This window comes from Synechococcus sp. RedBA-s (assembly GCF_024345495.1).
Classification (GTDB): Bacteria; Cyanobacteriota; Cyanobacteriia; order PCC-6307; family Cyanobiaceae; genus Regnicoccus_A.
Genome location: NZ_JAGQBF010000005.1, coordinates 1 through 16,683, shown reverse-complemented (window position 1 = coordinate 16,683; position 16,683 = coordinate 1). Strand labels below are relative to the sequence as shown.

16 protein-coding genes are annotated in these 16,683 nt (G+C 67.1%); 6 read left to right on the top strand and 10 right to left on the bottom strand.

All coding sequences use genetic code 11. The features are described 5' to 3' along the window. The first annotated feature begins 63 nt into the window (after positions 1-63). Positions 64-1,071, top strand: a complete 1,008-nt coding sequence (locus KBY67_RS02835; RefSeq protein ID WP_255108513.1) for a Gfo/Idh/MocA family protein — start codon at positions 64-66, stop codon at positions 1,069-1,071. Here KBY67_RS02835 and KBY67_RS02830 read toward each other — a convergent pair. Further along, positions 1,032-4,343 carry a glycoside hydrolase family 15 protein gene (locus tag KBY67_RS02830; RefSeq protein WP_255108511.1) on the bottom strand — a complete coding sequence of 1,104 codons (3,312 nt, stop codon included), beginning with the start codon at positions 4,341-4,343 and terminating at the stop codon, positions 1,032-1,034. The two genes, KBY67_RS02835 and KBY67_RS02830, sit on opposite strands and share 40 nt — an antisense overlap. Before the next feature lie 93 nt (positions 4,344-4,436). On the opposite strand from KBY67_RS02830, the gene KBY67_RS02825 reads away from it, so the two are divergent. Continuing rightward, positions 4,437-5,168, top strand: a complete 732-nt coding sequence (locus KBY67_RS02825; RefSeq protein ID WP_255108509.1) for a WecB/TagA/CpsF family glycosyltransferase — start codon at positions 4,437-4,439, stop codon at positions 5,166-5,168. 3 nt (positions 5,169-5,171) lie between these two features. On the opposite strand, the gene KBY67_RS02820 is transcribed toward KBY67_RS02825, so the two are convergent. Both KBY67_RS02820 and tgt read right to left on the bottom strand, forming a co-directional pair. Next, the gene (locus KBY67_RS02820) at positions 5,172-5,324 is read right to left on the bottom strand and encodes a photosystem II reaction center protein K (protein WP_006172455.1); all 153 of its coding nucleotides are present in this window, start codon (positions 5,322-5,324) and stop codon (positions 5,172-5,174) included. A 34-nt stretch (positions 5,325-5,358) separates the two neighbouring features. Then, on the bottom strand, positions 5,359-6,504 hold the full coding sequence (gene tgt, locus KBY67_RS02815; RefSeq protein WP_255108505.1) for a tRNA guanosine(34) transglycosylase Tgt: 1,146 nt from the start codon (positions 6,502-6,504) through the stop codon (positions 5,359-5,361). 53 nt (positions 6,505-6,557) lie between these two features. On the opposite strand from tgt, the gene cobS reads away from it, so the two are divergent. Then, positions 6,558-7,337 (top strand): adenosylcobinamide-GDP ribazoletransferase, encoded by a 780-nt coding sequence (gene cobS, locus KBY67_RS02810; protein WP_255108503.1) that lies wholly within the window; start codon positions 6,558-6,560, stop codon positions 7,335-7,337. 10 nt (positions 7,338-7,347) lie between these two features. Here the strand turns inward: cobS and KBY67_RS02805 are convergent, their stop codons facing one another. Then, a complete protein-coding gene (locus KBY67_RS02805; RefSeq protein WP_255108501.1) occupies positions 7,348-8,463 on the bottom strand; it encodes a sensor histidine kinase KdpD in 1,116 nt (371 codons plus the stop codon). Between the two features lie 406 nt (positions 8,464-8,869). On the opposite strand from KBY67_RS02805, the gene KBY67_RS02800 reads away from it, so the two are divergent. Then, positions 8,870-9,241 (top strand): DUF3155 domain-containing protein, encoded by a 372-nt coding sequence (locus KBY67_RS02800; protein WP_255108499.1) that lies wholly within the window; start codon positions 8,870-8,872, stop codon positions 9,239-9,241. Positions 9,242-9,305: 64 nt separating this feature from the next. Here KBY67_RS02800 and KBY67_RS02795 read toward each other — a convergent pair whose 3' ends face one another. Continuing rightward, positions 9,306-9,974 (bottom strand): dienelactone hydrolase family protein, encoded by a 669-nt coding sequence (locus KBY67_RS02795; RefSeq protein ID WP_315855543.1) that lies wholly within the window; start codon positions 9,972-9,974, stop codon positions 9,306-9,308. Positions 9,975-10,047: 73 nt separating this feature from the next. On the opposite strand from KBY67_RS02795, the gene purH reads away from it, so the two are divergent. Together purH and KBY67_RS02785 are read left to right on the top strand one after the other, a co-directional pair. Then, the gene (purH, locus tag KBY67_RS02790) at positions 10,048-11,619 is read left to right on the top strand and encodes a bifunctional phosphoribosylaminoimidazolecarboxamide formyltransferase/IMP cyclohydrolase (RefSeq protein WP_255108497.1); all 1,572 of its coding nucleotides are present in this window, start codon (positions 10,048-10,050) and stop codon (positions 11,617-11,619) included. A 100-nt stretch (positions 11,620-11,719) separates the two neighbouring features. Further along, entirely contained in the window at positions 11,720-12,178 is a 459-nt protein-coding gene (locus KBY67_RS02785; protein WP_255108495.1) for a DUF4079 domain-containing protein, read from the top strand. Positions 12,179-12,256: 78 nt separating this feature from the next. Here the strand turns inward: KBY67_RS02785 and KBY67_RS02780 are convergent, their stop codons facing one another. From KBY67_RS02780 to KBY67_RS02760, 5 genes are all read right to left on the bottom strand, one after another. After that, positions 12,257-12,895 (bottom strand): DUF1997 domain-containing protein, encoded by a 639-nt coding sequence (locus tag KBY67_RS02780; protein ID WP_255108674.1) that lies wholly within the window; start codon positions 12,893-12,895, stop codon positions 12,257-12,259. Between the two features lie 165 nt (positions 12,896-13,060). Continuing rightward, the gene (locus KBY67_RS02775; protein WP_255108493.1) at positions 13,061-14,257 is read right to left on the bottom strand and encodes a 4-hydroxy-3-methylbut-2-enyl diphosphate reductase; all 1,197 of its coding nucleotides are present in this window, start codon (positions 14,255-14,257) and stop codon (positions 13,061-13,063) included. A 68-nt stretch (positions 14,258-14,325) separates the two neighbouring features. Further along, positions 14,326-14,664: a P-II family nitrogen regulator gene (locus KBY67_RS02770; protein WP_255108491.1), complete on the bottom strand. Its 339-nt coding sequence runs from the start codon at positions 14,662-14,664 to the stop codon at positions 14,326-14,328. Between the two features lie 11 nt (positions 14,665-14,675). After that, positions 14,676-15,998, bottom strand: a complete 1,323-nt coding sequence (locus tag KBY67_RS02765) for an ammonium transporter (protein WP_255108489.1) — start codon at positions 15,996-15,998, stop codon at positions 14,676-14,678. A 276-nt stretch (positions 15,999-16,274) separates the two neighbouring features. Continuing rightward, the coding region (locus tag KBY67_RS02760) for a transposase (protein ID WP_255108487.1) at positions 16,275-16,683 on the bottom strand (409 nt) is incomplete at its 5' end.

Here is a 16,683-nt window from a genome sequence, read left to right as displayed (position 1 = left end):
ATCATTGATAATGCCTGTACTGGAACGCTTGGAGATCACGTTGGCGGGTGTGCTGGTGCGACGATGAGCAGCGATCCCATCACCCCGGTCAAGGTGGGGGTCATCGGCATCGGCAACATGGGGTGGCACCACGCCAGGGTCCTGAGCCTGTTGCGGGACGCCGAGCTGGTGGGAGTGGCCGATCCCGATCAACGCCGCGGCCAGCTGGCCATTGAGCAGTTCGGCTGCCGCTGGTTCGAGAACTTCGACGACCTGCTGCCTCAGGTCGAGGCGGTCTGCATCGCCGTGCCCACCCTGCTGCACCATCGGGTGGGCATGGCCTGCCTCCAGGCCGGTCTGCATGTGCTGATCGAGAAGCCGATCGCCGCCAGCCAGGAGGAGGCCAGCGCCCTGATCGGGGCGGCGGAACTGGCGGGTCGCCAGCTTCAGGTGGGCCACATCGAGCGCTTCAACCCCGCCTTCCGCGAACTGCTCAAGGTGGTGGCCAACGAAGAAGTGGTGGTGCTGGAGGCACGCCGTCACAGCCCCCATGCCGATCGCGCCAACGATGTCTCGGTGGTGCTTGATCTGATGATCCACGACATCGATCTGGTGCTCGAGCTGGCCGGCTCCCAGGTGGTGCGGCTGGCGGCGGCGGGTGGGCGCAGTTCCGAGGGCCCGATCGACTACGTCAATGCCACCCTTGGCTTTAGCAACGGGGTGGTGGCCAGCCTCACGGCCAGCAAGATGGCCCACCGCAAGATCCGCAGCCTCAGCGCCCATTGCCGCGCCAGTCTGGTGGAAACCGATTTCCTCAACCGCCGGCTGCACATCCACCGCCGCGCCCATGAGTGGGTCTCGGCCGACCACGGCGAGTTGCTCTATCGCAATGATGGCTTCATCGAGGAAGTAAGCACCACCTCGATCGAGCCGCTCTATGCCGAGCTGGAGCACTTCCTGCTCTGTCTGCGTGGCCGGGAGGTGCCGGCTGTCGATGGCCAGCAGGCCTCCAGGGCGCTGATGCTCGCCAACCTGATCGAGCTGGCGGTGGATCAGCCCTCGCTCTGCATGGCCCTCGACGCTCCGATCTGAGCAACGACGGCGGCCCCCTCCGCGACCTCGGTGAGGTCGCGGAGGGCAAGGATCTGCCAGCGGCGGCAGCAGGCCGGAGACGAGGCATAGAAGAGATCCCAGGCGGCTGATTTCTGCTGGGCATAGTCCTTCCCAGCCAGCTCCGGATGGGTCTGCTGCCAGCCCACCCGCACCGCGTGGCCGATCACCACATCAAGGGCCAGGTAGTCGTCGAAGCGCACCTGGGTGTTGGCACCCACGAACACCACCAGCGAGAGCAGGGTCTCGGTGCAGAGCTGGCGGTATTCCGGCGCCTCGATCTTGTTGAGCAGGTGCTCCACCAGGGCGGCGAAGTTGCGCTCGCCAGGGGTCTTCTCCGAGAGCAGGGGCTCGCTCACCAGGCGGTTGCGGCGTTCCAGCTTGTCGCCGATCACCAGGCCGCGGCAGTGGTGCAGCAGATCCCAGATGCCGGCGTAGAAATCGCGCGGTACCCGCTGCAGGGCGCCCAGGCGCTGGCGGTGCTGCATCCAGCCGCAGCCCTTGCCCAGGGGCAGGTCGTCGAGGGGATCGGGCACCTCCCAGAGCACCCGCCCGCTCAGGTGGAGCTGCTCCTTGCGGCGCAGGGCCTCGCGGGCGTGCTCCACATCCGCCAGCACCGTGCGCAGCCGGCGGCGGATGGCGTGGGGCGGCAGATCGCAGAGCGCTTCGAAGGCGTCGTCGGCGGTGAGATCCCGCTCGGCTGCCAGCTCGCCGGTGAGCAGCAGCAGCAGCTGCCCCAGCTGGATCGTCAGGCTGCCGCTGAGCAGCTCCGGCTCCGAGCGGCCCAGGCCGTCGAGGGCCAGCAGCAGTTCCTGCTGCAGCATCCACTCGCGGCCGTCGTCGCCGCTGAAGTGGCGGATCATGGCGCCGATCATCGCGCTGCCCTGGGGCTGGCTGATCAAGGAGTCATGGGTGTAGTTCCGACCCACCACCACCTGCTTCTGACGCACCAGGATGTCGGTGAGGGCATCCTCCAGCTGGGGATGCACCAGCTGCATCAGACCGGCGCAGCGCCGCACCACGTTCCAGTCGCCCTCCGCCAGGCCCCGCCGGTAGATCTCCTCCACCAGCGCCTGCAGCTTCAGCGGTCCGGCGCTGGCTGGGCCCTGCAGGATCGCGCTCTGCCCCAGCCGCTGCACCAGCTGCTCAAGCACCTCCGCCTGCTCCGGCAGCGAGGTGCTGCGCCAGAGCAGATCCGCCAGGCCGGGGATGGTGATGTCCTCCAGTTCCTGCTCCTGCTGGATCGTCAGCGGCTGCTGGCTGGTGCTGCTGCGCAGCATCGGGGCCGCCGACTGGCTGCGCCTGGCCGGCGGCTGCTCCAGCAGGGGCGGCAGCTCCTCCCAGCAGACCTGATCGATCAATCCCTCCAGGCGATCGAGCTGCACCGGCACCCCCTCCACCAGGCCGCTGCGCAGGGAGTCCCCCAGGCGGATCAGGGCGGCGGGATCGCGCTGAAAGGGGCTGGCGGCCAGGGGGATCAGCAGCAGGGGCAGGCCATCGCCGCGCCACTGCCGCTGCAGCAGCCGCAGTTCGCTGGCCACCGTGTCCGCCAGCTGTTCGGGGTCGTCCGCCAGGTAGAAGGTGCCCTCCTCAAGCACTGAGGGCAGGAAGGCCATCATCTCGTCGCTGCCGGCGTCGCCCTTGCCGGCGGGGCTGCGGTAGAGAAGTGCCGTGGCCATGGTTTCCATCCGCACCGGCGGATAGCCACTGAGGCCGAGCCTGCTGTTGGCACCCACCGAGGCCATGCGTCGGCCCAGCTCCCTGGAGCTGGCCACCCGCACCGAACCCTGGGAATGAGTCACCGGCAGGCCGGCCTGCTCCAGCGCCGCGGCGATGGACTCATTCTCAGGCACCAGGGCCACCAGCACCCGCTCGGCCCCCAGCGGAGCCGGCAGGCGCCTGTGGCTGGGATCGATGTCCTCCGGTGTCAGCAAACCGTGGAGCAGCAGGTCACCCAGCCAGGTGAGGCTCTGGGTCCAGAGCAGCGGCACGTTCTCATTGGCAACGCGCTCCTGGGTGCCGGGGTGGAGCCGCTCCGCCTCGATCGCCTCGGCCGGCACCAGGTAGAGCTCGGGCAGCTCGGGCACGCCATCCACGTCCACGCTCACCGCCTCCAGCCGCCGTCGCCAGTGCCAGGCCTCACCCCAGCGCTCCTCACAGCAGGCCGTGACCAGCTCGTAGGCGAAGAACAGGGGCCACTCGCACTCGATGCCCTCGAACTGGGCCAGTTCCTCCGGCTGGTAGTGCAACCGTTCGTGGTCTTCCACCAGGGTCTGGTGGCCGTCGCGGCGAAAGCGCTTGTAGCCGTAGGCGCCACCGAGGTCGCGGCGGATCTTGCGGCGGGTGCGCTCCACCAGCTCGGGGTCTTCGACCGCCCAGGCGGGGTAGCCGATCACCGAGAGGCAGGCGCTGTCCACCTCCTTGCTGGCTGATTCCCGCGGCAGCAGGGCCTGCAGGGCCCGGCGCAGCCGCACGATCGCCGGATGGGGGATGTGCAGGCAGCAGCTGCCATCGCCGTGGGGGCCGTAGAGGTCGAGGCCTTCGAGGGCCTCCAGGGCCGCCTTGACCAGACCGATCGAGCTGGCGTTGCGCTCCGGCTCGCCGTGGTTGCCCTTGTCACCCCGCTCCCAGATGCCGTAATCGGCGATCCGGTAGGCCCGCGCCACGTAATACACCAGGTTTTGGAGGAAATCCCGCTCGTGGCTGCTCTGCACCACCACCAGCCCGGCCCTGGTCAGCTGGGCCAGCTGCAGCAGATAGAGGGCCGTGGCATCGAGCTGCAGATGCCCCCAGCCGTCGTCGGAGACCACCGGATGGCCCGTGCCGGTGTCGAACTTGGCGTGGATGGCATCGAGGCGATCGAGGCTGCGCTTGAAGCGCTCCACCTTCGCCGACTGGCGCAGCATGGCGGTGAGCAGCCCGCGCATCAGCTGCAGCACCCGCTGGTTCAGCTCATGGCTGCGGGTGCAGGGGCCATGGAGGCGGCGGTGGGCCTGGGCCAGCCCCCAGACGCACTGGATCGAGTAGACGCAGTCGCGCACCCAGGCATCGCCGTAATTGCCGTGCACGGTGTTGGCGGTGCTGGCGGGCAGCAGGCCGGTGATCGGATGCTGGCGGGCCAGCACCACCCGCTCGATCTGGTCGTCGAGGTGGCGCAACAGCTCGCGGGCCTCCTCATCGCTGAGTTGGCGCGGACCCAGCTGCTCCTGCAGGGGCGGCTCCAGTCCGCCGTCGCTGGTCCACTCGCTCGTCATGGTCGGCCTGGCAGCGAGGTTGATGGAGGGATCTGCGCCGCAGATGGGTACTCTGCTGGATTCTCCCCTGCGGTTCGAAGGGACCTGGCCGTGATGGTGACGGAAACTCAGGTTCCCGCTGGCCTGCGCTCGAAGGTGCTGGGGCTGCCGATCGATGTCTGCGCTGATGTGGCCGAGGCCGCCCTGGCGCTGCACGGCCGCGGTGGTGGCCAGATCGTCACCCTCAACGCCGAGATGACGATGGCGGCCCTCGAGGATCCGGCCCTCGGGGATGTGATCCGCGCCGCCGAGCTGGTGATCCCCGATGGGGCCGGGGTGGTCTGGGCCCTGGGGCGGCAGGGGCACCGGGTGCGGCGCAGCCCGGGCATCGAGCTGGCCGATCGGTTGCTGGTGGAGGCCGCCGAGCGCGGCTGGCGGGTGGCTTTGGTGGGGGCGTCTCCTGAGGTGATGGAGCGCCTGAAGGAGCGGCTGCTGCTGCGTCTGCCGGGCCTGGATCTCATCGCCACAGTGCACGGCTATCAGCCCGCCGAAGCCTGGTCGGGGCTGGAGACCAGCCTGCAGGCCAGCCAGCCGGATCTGGTGCTGGCGGCCCTGGGGGTCCCCCGCCAGGAGATCTGGATCCAGCGCCTGCATCGGGGCCAGCCCGGCCTCTGGATGGGGGTGGGCGGCAGCTTCGATGTCTGGGCCGGAACCAAAAAAAGGGCCCCCAGCTGGATGGGAGCCCTGCAGATTGAATGGTTGTACCGGCTGATCCAGGAACCGAGCCGCTGGCGGCGGATGCTGGCCCTGCCGGCGTTTGCCTGGGCGGTGCTGCGGGGCGGTTGAAGGTCAGCGGAAGCCGACGGAGGCCTGCCAGACGAAGGCCAGCAGCAGGAAGAACAGGGGGATGATCGGCAGGATGTCGACCAGGGGACCAAAGGCCTGGTAGGCCTCGGGAAGCTGGGCCAGGGTGGTGGCGGTGATCAGTGTGGAGAAGACCATCCCTGAACGTCGAAATCGTGATATGGGCTGGACGCTACCACGTGTGAGCGGCCCTGGAGTCGGGCTCCCAGGGAGTGAAATCCTCTGCAAAACAGCCCTCGCGGATGGACGTGGCCATGGCTGCGCTGAAGCGCATCAGCTGGGTGAGGTTGTGCAGGCTGAGCAGGATCCGGCCCAGCAGTTCGCCGCTGCGGAACAGGTGGTGCAGATAGGCCCGGCTGTGGCCGGTGCAGGCCGGACAGGCGCAGCTGGAATCCAGTGGGCTGTGGTCGTGGCGGAACCGGGCATTGCGCAGGTTCCAGCGCTCGCCCCCCACCAGGGCGGTGCCGTGGCGTCCGAGGCGGGTCGGCAGCACGCAGTCGAAGAGGTCGATGCCCTGGGCCACGGCGATCGCCATCTCCCGCAGGCTGCCCACCCCCATCAGGTAGCGGGGGCGATCCCGGGGCAGCAGCGGCGCCAGCTGGCGCACGATCTGGTGCATCGACTCCACCGGCTCGCCAACGCTCACGCCGCCGATGGCGATGCCGGGCAGGTCCATGGCGCTCACCGTCCGTGCCGCCTGCTCGCGCAGATGGGGGAAAGTGCCCCCCTGGACGATGCCGAACAGGGCTTGGTCGCGGCGATTGTGGCTGGCGACGCAGCGCTCCAGCCAGGCATGGGTGCGGCGGCAGGCCTCGGCCACGTCGTTTTCACTGGCGGGATAGGGCGGACATTGATCGAAGGCCATGGCCACATCGGCCCCCAGCGCCATCTGGATCTGCATCGACCGCTCCGGTGTGAGGTTGATGCGCGAGCCGTCGCGGGGCGAGCGGAACACCACCCCCTCGTCGCTGATCACGTTGATGTCCCCGAGGCTGAACACCTGGAACCCACCCGAATCGGTGAGGAGGGGCCCATCCCAGCCCATGAAGCGGTGCAGCCCGCCGGCCTCCGCCACGATGGCTTCCCCGGGCTGGAGGTGCAGGTGATACGTGTTGGCGAGCACCATCTGGGCGCCGGTGGCCGCCAGCTGCGCCGGGGTCACCCCCTTCACTGTGCCGAGGGTGCCCACCGGCATGAAACGGGGTGTTTCGACGCTGCCGTGGGGTGTGTGAAAGACACCGCAGCGGGCCTGGGTCCTGGGGCAGTGGGCCGTGGTCTCGAACAGGAAGGGATCAGCCGCTGCGGCGGAGCGGGTCACGGCGGCTGGAACAGTTCGGGACTGAACCTAGATCGCGTCCCGGGGGCTGGCCGATGAGGCCCCCGGCGGCGCCCCCCTGGCTGCGGGACCTGGCCGGGGCCTGGATCTTCTATACGGTGCTGCCCGCCTGGCCGCGGCCCCAGCCCCGCTTCGAGCGCATTGCCCGCTTCGCCCCCTGGATCGGACTGCTGCAGGGACTGCTGCAGGGACTGCTCTGGTGCCTGGCCGAAGCCTGGCTGCCGGCAGGGGCCCGCGTGGCCCTGGTGCTGGCCCTGGGCCTCTGGCTGACGGGAGGTATCCATGCCGATGGGGTGATGGACACCGGCGATGGTCTGGCGGCCGGCGATCGGGCCCTGGAGGCCATGGAGGACAGCCGGGTGGGGGCGAGCGGCGTACTCGCTCTGCTGCAGGTGCTGCTGCTGCGGACGGCGGCGCTGCTCACCCTCGCGGAGCTGAATCTCGGACCCCTGCTGGCCCTTGCCCTGGTCTGGGCCGGGGTGTGGGGCCGCATCGCCCCGTTGCTGGCCATCCAGCACTTTGCCTATCTGCGCCCCGCCGGCACAGCGGCCTTCCATCAGCGCCACTGGCTCGGCCTTCGCCGGGAGCTCAGGCCCGCGCTGCTGTTGCTGCTGCCGCTCTCCCTGGTGGGGGCGTCGATGGGCTGGCCCTGGCAGGGCTGGCTGGGTCTGCTGCCGGCCTGGTTGCTGCCGCTGGCTCTGGGCCGCCGCCTGGGGGGGCACAGCGGCGACAGCTACGGCGCCTGCGTGGAATGGGTGGAGTCGCTGACGCTGCTGCTGCTGGCCCTGGCGGCCCTGGCCGCCGGGGCCGGCTAGGCGCTGCGCTTCAGGTGCTGGGAGGCAGCTCCAGCAGAAAGGCGTTGCCGGCATCGGGGAGATCGCTGGCGGCACGGCTGGGGGGGCAGAGCAGTCTCAGCTCACCGCCCAGGCTGCGGGCCAGATCCCTGGCCAGGGCCAGCCCCAGTCCCGTGCCAGGCAGGTCCTGACCCCTTTCCCCACGGATCCCCCGCCCGAAGATCGATTCGTGCTCGTGATCGGCGATCGCCAGTCCCCCATCCCAGACCGTGAGCCTGGGGCAGCCGCCTGGGGCCAGGGCGCTGTGCAGACCAACGCTGGTTCCTTCGGGGCTGTAGCGGAAGGCGTTCTCCAGCAAGTTGGCGAGAATCTCGGCCACCACAGCGCTGTCGCCGCGCCAGTCCGGCAGGGAGGCGGGGGCCTGCCAGTGGCGCCCCTGCAAAGAGGCGGTGGCGGCGGCGCGCTGCAGCAGAGGTTCGACCCGCTCCCGCAACGGCGTTGCCTCGCCGGTCCGGAGGGATGGTGGCAGCAGCAGGGGGCCTGCGCTCTGGGGGCCTGCCTGGAGCGCCGTTGGATCCGTGAGCCCGTCGATCGCTTCGATGTAGCGGTGCAGCTGCTGCCCTTCCACCAGCAGGTTCTCCACCAGGGCCCGGTTCTCGGGATCGCCCTCGAGCCGTCGTTTGAGCAGCTGGGCAAAGGTGCGCAGGGCGGCCAGGGGGTTGCGCATCTGGTGGACCAGCAGGCGCAACTGCTGCTGCTGCCGCTCCAGCTGCTCGCTCAGGCGCTGGTGCTCCAGATCCAGCAGCAGGGCTTCGGTCAGCGCCTGGGCCGCCGCCTGCAGCCGTGGATGGAGGTTGGCGGGCCAGGCGCTGCCGGCCAACTCCACCCGCAGGGCGCCCAGCAGGGTGCTCTGGTGGCGCAGGGGCAGCCAGCGGCGCTGCTCACTGGGCAGCAGCAGGCTCTGGTCTTCATCGACGGCGGGAAGTGCCCTGCGCTGGGGCGGCCAGTGGCCAGCCGGCATCAGCGCCAGCTTGCCGTCATCCCGGGGCATGGCCAGGTAAACCACCAGGGAGCGGAGATCGCTGCGGTCAGAGAACTGCTCAAGCTGCAGCTGCAGCAGGGTCAGGAAGCGCGGTGACACCTGCATCTGGAGCTGAACGGGAGAGCCTTCGAAAAAAATTCCTGGATCCGTGCTGAAAATCTCGGAAACTGCCTTAAGATTTACGTATCGACCATTACTTCGCGGTCCGCGAGCGGGCCTCCAGGTGCAGGAGCGAACACATCGGTTGCACTTTCTTGCAAACGAGGCTACAGCAGTGAGAGGCCCGTCTCTCTCTGCTGTTCGGAGCTTTCCCCTGGGATCGCTCCAGGATGCTTCCTCTCTGGTGATTTCTTGAGCAGCTGCCAGCAGCCGCCCAAGGAATTCCGCTCCCGGTTGCCAGATGTCTGGACGTGCCTGCGCTCCCCCAAGGGGCGCTAAGCCGATCTGTCTCGCACTGCGAGACCGGCCCATCCTTCCCATCCCTCTCCATCTCCCCCTCGGGAGTTGTTTCATGTCCAAGAAGCGCAAGCGGATCAGTCGCCGTCGTCTCGCCGGTCAGCGCGTGCTCGCCCACGTGCCCACCCACAATCTGGAGACTGGAGAACACAAGCCGGTCACCGCGGCTCGCCGTTACATCGCCGAAACCGGCCTTGAGGCGCCTGCTCTGCTCAACGTCCGTCGCAACGAGCACACCACCGATCGCTTCTTCTGGGGCGAAAAGGGCCTGTTCAGCGCTCAGTACGCCGAGGAGAACCATTTCCTCTTTCCTTCCCTGCGCCTGATCGTTGATCAGGTTGGTGAAGACAATATCTTCGCCGGCCTCGAAGCCAACGGCTCCGACGACTGGGAGGAAATGGAAGAGTACGAATACGCCTTCGTCTGAGCCCAGCCCCCGGGCCCACGGACTCAACAACCCCCGCTGGATCCCAGGATCCGCGGGGGTTTGTTCATGGGGATGGCTGCGGCCAGTGCTCCAGCAGGAAGGAGCGGATCGACGGGAACAGAGCCGGGTCGATGGTGTGGCCCCCCGGGAAGCCCAGCAGCTGGCTCTCGCCGCCGGCGCTGCGCCAGAGCCGTTGAAGTTCTTCGCTGGCGGCGTAGGGCACCACTGGATCCGCTCGGCCGTGGCTGAGCAGGATCGGCGGCAGGGGGGCATGGGGGCTCCAGCCGGGGGGGGGATAGCCACTGCAAGCGATCACGGCGGCCACCGGTAGATCAGCCGCCACATCGAGGGCCATGGCGGCCCCCTGGGAGAAGCCCAGAACAATGGTCTGCTGCAGGGGCAGGCTCTCCGCCAGGGCCTCCAGCCGCTGGCGCAGCTGCTGCCGTGCGCCCAACAGACCTGGCCACTCCGGCTGCTGCAGGTCGTACCACTGGCGACCCACTCCGTGGGGATGGGCTTCCGGTGCCCGCAGGCTGATCACCCCCGTGGAGCGCCCGGCCAGCTCTTCGCCCAGATCCAGCAGGTCGTCGGCATCGGCGCCCCAGCCATGCAGGAGCACCAGCCGCTGCTGGGCGGCGGCTGGTCCGCGAATCAGAAGGTCATCCGTCATGGGAGTGGGGGGCACGGCGCGCTCGGGTGGGGGCGCCGGCAGCAGGGCCGGAGCTGGGGCCATGGTGCTGCGCGATCGCGGCCCTTGGGGGGGTGCCGCTGCGTAAGTTGTGGCCAGCACGCCGTCACGACCGTCCATGGCCCCCACCGCGCTGCTCAGTGTTTCGGACAAGCAGGGCGTGGTGGAACTCGCCACGGCGCTGCACCACCGCCATGGCTACAGCCTGCTCTCCAGTGGCGGCACGGCGACCACCCTGGCCGCCGCCGGCCTGCCGGTGACCCGTGTGGCCGATCACACCGGAGCGCCGGAGATCCTCGGTGGCCGGGTCAAGACCCTGCACCCTCGCATCCACGGCGGCATCCTGGCCCGCCGCGGCGATCCGGCCCACCAAGCTGATCTGGAGGCCCAGGCGATCACCCCCATCGATGTGGTGGTGGTGAACCTCTATCCCTTCCGCGAAACCGTGGCGGATCCGGCCGTGTCCTGGGAGAAGGCGGTGGAAACAATCGACATCGGTGGCCCGGCGATGGTGCGTGCCGCCGCCAAGAACCACGCCGATGTGGCGGTGCTCACCGACCCTTGCCAGTACGCCGACTTCCTTGCGGCGCTGGCCGAAGGTCGGCTGGATGCCGCCCTGCGCCGCCAGCTCGCCCTGGAGGCCTTTCGCCACACCGCCAGCTACGACAGCGCCATCAGCGCCTGGCTGGCGCAGCAACTGGAGCCAGCCGTCGCGCCGCAGGCGCCTGCCGCTGCGCAGCAGCCCCCCCTGCGGCTGGAGTTGCCCTTGCGCCAGACCCTGCGCTATGGCGAGAACCCCCACCAGCAGGCTGGCTGGTACAGCGAGCCAGGGGCGGGCTTGGGCGGGGCCCGTCAGCTGCAGGGCAAAGAGCTCAGCTTCAACAATCTGCTGGATCTCGATGCCGCCCTGGCCACCGTGTGCGAGTTCGGCTTCGGCGGCGAAGTGCAGCCGGCCGCCGTGGTGGTCAAGCACACCAACCCCTGCGGGGTGGCGGTGGGCGGCAGCATCGCCGAGGCTCTGCAGCGGGCTCTGGCGGCCGATTCGGTCTCGGCCTTCGGCGGCATCGTGGCCCTTAACGGGATGGTGGATGGTGCCAGCGCCGAGCGGCTCACCAGCCTGTTCCTGGAGTGCGTCGTGGCGCCTGGATTCAGCCAGGAGGCCCTGGCGCGTCTGGGGACCAAGGCCAATCTGCGCCTGCTGGAGCTGCCTGCCGCCGCGGTGGCCCTGGCGCCAAGGCGTCAGCTGCGCACCGTGCTCGGTGGCCTGCTGGCCCAGGACCTCGATGATCAGGCCGTCCGTGAAGACGCCTGGCAGGTGGTCAGCCAGCGGCCGCCCAGTTCCGCCGAGCTCGACGACCTGCGCTTTGCATGGCGCTTGGTGCGCCATGTGCGCTCCAACGCGATCGTGGTGGCCAGAGGCGGAGTCAGCCTGGGGATCGGCGCCGGTCAGATGAACCGGGTGGGCTCCGCCCGCCTCGCCCTGGAGGCGGCCGCTGCGGCCGGCCAGGGGGCGGTGCTGGCCAGTGATGGCTTCTTCCCTTTCGGAGACACCGTGCGGCTGGCGGCGGAGTACGGCATCAGCGCGCTGATTCAGCCTGGCGGCAGCGTGCGCGACGGGGAATCGATCGAAGCCTGCGATCAGCTCGGTCTGGCGATGGTCTGCACCGGCCAGCGCCACTTCCTGCACTGAAGACCCTCGCTACGCCCTCAACGGCAGCACGGCGGGCGGTGAACGGCGCGGGGAGGGCGTGGAGCAGTAGTTTCGCCTCCAACGGCCTCACCCCGTGACCATGCCCGACGCCCTCGCCTTCAACCTCAATTTCCTTCACCCGCTGCTGATGTGGGTGTTGCTGGCCCTCTCCGGCTATGCCCTCAGCCTGGGCATCAAGGCCAAGAAGACCCGCACCGCCGAGCCGGAGCAGCGCAAGGAGCTGATCAAGGGCAAGTTCGCTCAGCGCCACTTCCAGATCGGCTCGATCGTGCTGGCGGTGATGGTGCTGGGCAGCTTCGGCGGCATGGCCGTCACCTACCTCAACAACGGCAAGCTGTTCGTGGGGCCTCACCTGCTGGTGGGCATCGCCATGGTCAGCCTGATCGCCGTGGCGGCCTCCCTCTCGCCGCTGATGCTCAAGGGCAATCTGATCGCCCGCAAGGTCCACGTGGGCCTGAACATGACCCTGATGACCCTCTTCCTCTGGCAGGCGGTCACCGGCATGCAGATCGTCAACAAGATCTGGACCAATCGCTGAAGCCTGATCCGCTGGGATCTGATCCTTTGCTCACGGCTCAGCGGAGTCTTGTCATGGGCAAGCCCAGAACCGCCTGGATCAGAACGGGGCCCGCCGGCGCGGCGGGCAGGGCAGCTGGTGGGTGGCGTGAAAATCTTCCTGGACCTTCCAGGTGAGTTTGCGCGAGATCTGCCGCACGATCTGTCGCAGCAGGTGGTCTCCGCTGGATTGCACCAGCTTGTCGGGGAGCAGGCCGATCACCGCCGGCAGCCGGATCCATACGCAGAGGTCCAGGTCCCACCGCACCTGGGTGAGGGGGTCGCCCAGGCCCTCTTCCAGCTGCAGGGCGGCGTTGAATTCGACGTCGTAGATCTCCTGCAGGCTGGCATCGGGGTTGCTCAGGGCCGCCGTGAGAATGCGATAGACGCCCTCGCTCTGGGGCAGGAGCTCGAGACCGATGGTGGGCTCCACCTCGAAGCCGAAATTGCCGAATCGCCCCAGGGTCAGGGCATAGCCGTTGGGCCCGAGCGGCTGAACCGTCATCGGCGCCGCGCAGCGCCTGAACCAGCCGTCGTGATGGTCGAGGTAGTCGCCCACCACGTGGGACGGCGCCCGCATCTCCATCACATCGGCGAAGGTGCTGGTGTAACGATGAACCCGCTGATCGTCGCTGTGGCGCAGCGGCAGGGCCTCGGCCGGTGAGCCCTGGGCAGACGGCGGATCCTGGGGAAGGGCCACGGTCGTCGAGGCGTCGCGGGACAGGGCGGTGCTCAAAACTGTTCGATCTCCTGGTGGCCCGAGTGACTGCCCCTGGATGGCGGGAGATGGGGGCTCAATGTAACTGCAGGTTTCAGGGGGAATCTCTGCGCTTGTGACAGCGATGGAGCTGAGGCTCGACGGGCCTCAGTCGCCGCAGAGCTGCATCAGGTGACGGATCACGTCTTCCACCACCCGGTCTGGAGTGGAGGCGCCGGAGGTGATGCCCACCCGCAGGGGCCCTTCAGGCAGGAACGGGGCCACCACCTCCAGATCGCCCCCCAGGGGCATGTGCTCGATGCGGTTGCCAGGCCCGATCCGCTCGGGGGTGTCGATGTGGAAGGAGCGGATGCCGCGGCTGATGGCGATCTCCTGCAGGTGCGTGGTGTTCGAGGAGTTGTAGCCGCCGATGACCACCATCAGGTCGAGCGGTTCATCCACCAGGGAGAACATGGCGTCCTGGCGCTCCTGGGTGGCGTCGCAGATGGTGTTGAAGGCCAGGAAGTGATCGTTGAGCTCGGCCGGGCCGTAGCGCTGCAGCATGGTGCGCTCGAACATGCGGCCGATCTCCTCGGTTTCGCTCTTGAGCATCGTCGTCTGGTTGGCCACGCCGACGCGCGCCAGGTCCCGCTCGGGGTCGAAGCCGGGAGAGGAGGCCTTGGCGAAGTGGCTGATGAAGGCCTCACGGTCGCCCTTCCCCAGGATGTAATCGCAGACCATCTGCGCTTCGGCCAGGCCCAGCACCACCAGGTAGGTGCCGGCGAAGGAGCTGGTGGCGAGGGTTTCCTCGTGCTTCACCTTGCCGTGGATGATTGAGCTGAAGGCATGCTTCTTGTGCTTCTCCACGGTGTTCCACACCTTGGACACCCAGGGGCAAGTGGTGTCAACGATGTGGCAGCCGCGCTCGTTCAGCAGCTGCATCTCCTGGACCGTGGCGCCGAAGGCCGGCAGGATCACCACATCACCGACGCCCACCTCGGAGAAATCCTTGACCCCTTCCTCGACGCGGATGAACAGCACGTTCATGTCGCGCAGATGCGCGTTCACCGAGGGGTTGTGGATGATTTCGTTGGTGATCCAGATCCGCTCACTGGGGTAGTGCCGCCGGGTTTCGTAGGCCATGGCCACGGCGCGCTCCACGCCCCAGCAGAAGCCGAAGGCCTCGGCCAGTCGCACGGTCAGCCGGCCATGGCGCAGCTCGTAACCGTTTTCACGGATGGTGGCGATCAACTCGCTCTGGTAGGCCTCCTGGAGGTTGACCGCCACCTGCTCGCCCAGACCGAAGCCGCGGCGGTTGTAGCGCTCGGAGTGGTGCAGGGAGCGCTTGAAGGCACGGGTATCCACGGCAGCAGGACTCGGATGACAGCAACTCTATGGAAAAGCCCCCGGCCCGGTGGGGTGGGGGCCGTCGCTCAAAGAGCCGCCTCGCCGCGTTCGCCGGTGCGGATCCGCACAACGATGCTCACCGGGGTGACAAAGATCTTGCCGTCACCGATCTCTCCGGTGTGGGCCGCTTCACTGATGGCGGCGATGGCGGCCTCCACCTTGTCTTCGGGAACCACGGTGGTGAGCCGCACCTTGGGCAGGAAATCGACCCTGAACTCGTTGCCGCGATAGCGCTCAACTTGGCCTTTCTGGCGGCCGAAGCCCCGCACGTCTGTGAGCGTGAGGCCAACCACATCAAGAGCAATAAGAGCTTCCTTGACGGCGTCCACCTTGGAAGGACGGACGACTGCTGTGATCTGCTGCATTGGAGAGGGCCTCAGGAGGTCATGGGTTCATAGGCATCTTCGCCATGGGCGACGTAGTCGAGTCCACGTTCTTCATCCTGAGGAGTGACACGCAGGGGCATGACGACGCTCAGGCCCTTCAGAATGATGACTGTTCCAAGGCCTACAAAACCGTAGGTGATCAGGACAGCCTTGAACTGAGACACGAACAGGGCGAAGTTTCCACCAGTTGCCAGCAGCTCTGCTGAAACGGGGAAGTAGTCGGCAGGAACAAGTTCCTTTGCAGCCAGGATTCCGGTGAGCAGGGCGCCGACTGTACCGCCCACGCCGTGCACGGAGAAGGCGTCGAGGGATTCATCCAGCATGGTTTTTTTGGTCCCGCCGTAACCGCCGAAGCCGGAGATCTGAACGGCAACAAAGCAGGCTGACGCCGTGACCGCCCCGATCAGGATCGACTGCGGCATGTAGACAAAACCGGCGGCAGGGGTGATGCCCACAAGACCAGCCACGGCTCCACTGGCGGCGCCAACAGCAGTGGGTTTTCCATTCTTGAACCAATCGATCAGGCACCAGGTGAGCATGCCGGCCGAGGCACTGGTGGTGGTGGTGAGGAACGAGAAGCCGGCTCCCTTGGCGGCAAAGTAGCTGGCACCGTTGAAGCCGAACCAGCCGAACCACAACAGGCCCGCGCCTAGAAGGATGTGGGTCACGTTGTGGGGTGGACGCACGCTTTCTGGATAGCCGGTGCGGGGCCCGACGATGGTCGCCGACACCAGAGCCGCCACACCGGAGGCGATGTGTACGACGGTGCCGCCGGCAAAGTCGATCGCGCCGATTCCAAAGCTGCCGAGATAACCGCCGCCCCAAACCATATGGGCCATGGGGCAATAGATGAGGAGGCTCCAGAGCAGGCAGAACCAGAACCAGGCCTTGAAGTTGATCCGCTCAACCACGGCACCAGAAATCAGGGCAGGCGTGATGATCGCGAACATTCCCTGGAAAAGGGCGAAGGATGTACCGCTGATCGCGAACCCATCGGCCAATGGGGCATCACCGAGCGGCCCGCCCACTCCGTTCAGCCACATGAACTCAAGGCCGCCGATGAAGGGGCTCTTGAAGCCGGTGCCGAACGAGAGGCTGTAGCCGATCACGACCCAGAGCACTCCGATGAGCCCCATCAGGAAGAAGCTCATCATCATCGTGTTGAGAACGTTCTTGGCGCGGGTGAACCCCCCGTAGAAGAACGCAAGCCCCGGAGTCATGAGCAGCACAAGGGCCGATCCCATCAGCATCAGCAGGGTGTCGGCACCATCGGTGGGCATCTTGGTGAGGGCCGCATGGGCTGAGCCGGCCATCAAGGGCAGCAAGCCGGCTCCGGCGGCAAGCAGGATTATGCCGTAACGGCGGAGTTGGGGATGACCAACTCCAGAGAGAAGCTTTAAGGAAGCTCTGATCAAGATGGTTTAATCAAAAAAACCTAGTCTCATTCTAGTAAATGAGACGATGCTGAGCAGATTTTGCACACTTTTCGCTCAGAGCAGTCCTTGAACGGACATTTAGGTAATTTCCACCATGCATTCTGGCTTGATTTCTGGATGATTATCGATCTTTAGACACACCAATCCCTTGCATCACGCTGGATCAGGTATTCGTTCCCGTACCATCCAGAGGTTTGCCAAGGCAAAGAGCAACTTCAGTTTGAGGTCGTTCTTGCGGATGCCCCGGTAGAAGACCTTCCGGAAGCCAAACTGACATTTAATGATCCGAAAGGGATGCTCCACTTTGGCGCGGAAGTGGGCTTTCGCCATCTCAATCAGATCCAGAAGCCTGCCCTCTGGTGTCTCTGGAAGCACTCTGCGCTGGCCGGGCTTCATGGCAATCCTGAACTCAGCCTCGCAGTTCTGGAAGTCGTTTCGTTTCTCGATGCCGATGTGGCCGGCATCGCCGTAGATGAGGCGTTCATCCCCATGAAGCCGTTCAGCTGCTGTGTTCAGCTCATGAACGTTGGCGGCGGTGCTCTCAACAGAGTGGACCAGGCCA

Coding starts and splice junctions, on each gene's coding strand:
- cobS (WP_255108503.1), top strand. CDS start 6,558: ATGAGGCCCCCGGCGGCGCCCCCCTGGCTGCGGGACCTGGCCGGGGCC.
- KBY67_RS02835 (WP_255108513.1), top strand. CDS start 64: ATGAGCAGCGATCCCATCACCCCGGTCAAGGTGGGGGTCATCGGCATC.
- KBY67_RS02825 (WP_255108509.1), top strand. CDS start 4,437: ATGGTGACGGAAACTCAGGTTCCCGCTGGCCTGCGCTCGAAGGTGCTG.
- KBY67_RS02820 (WP_006172455.1), bottom strand. CDS start 5,324: ATGGTCTTCTCCACACTGATCACCGCCACCACCCTGGCCCAGCTTCCC.
- KBY67_RS02785 (WP_255108495.1), top strand. CDS start 11,720: ATGCCCGACGCCCTCGCCTTCAACCTCAATTTCCTTCACCCGCTGCTG.
- KBY67_RS02805 (WP_255108501.1), bottom strand. CDS start 8,463: ATGCAGGTGTCACCGCGCTTCCTGACCCTGCTGCAGCTGCAGCTTGAG.
- KBY67_RS02795 (WP_315855543.1), bottom strand. CDS start 9,974: ATGGCCCCAGCTCCGGCCCTGCTGCCGGCGCCCCCACCCGAGCGCGCC.
- KBY67_RS02765 (WP_255108489.1), bottom strand. CDS start 15,998: ATGGCCGGCTCAGCCCATGCGGCCCTCACCAAGATGCCCACCGATGGT.
- KBY67_RS02770 (WP_255108491.1), bottom strand. CDS start 14,664: ATGCAGCAGATCACAGCAGTCGTCCGTCCTTCCAAGGTGGACGCCGTC.
- KBY67_RS02830 (WP_255108511.1), bottom strand. CDS start 4,343: ATGACGAGCGAGTGGACCAGCGACGGCGGACTGGAGCCGCCCCTGCAG.
- KBY67_RS02800 (WP_255108499.1), top strand. CDS start 8,870: ATGTCCAAGAAGCGCAAGCGGATCAGTCGCCGTCGTCTCGCCGGTCAG.
- purH (WP_255108497.1), top strand. CDS start 10,048: ATGGCCCCCACCGCGCTGCTCAGTGTTTCGGACAAGCAGGGCGTGGTG.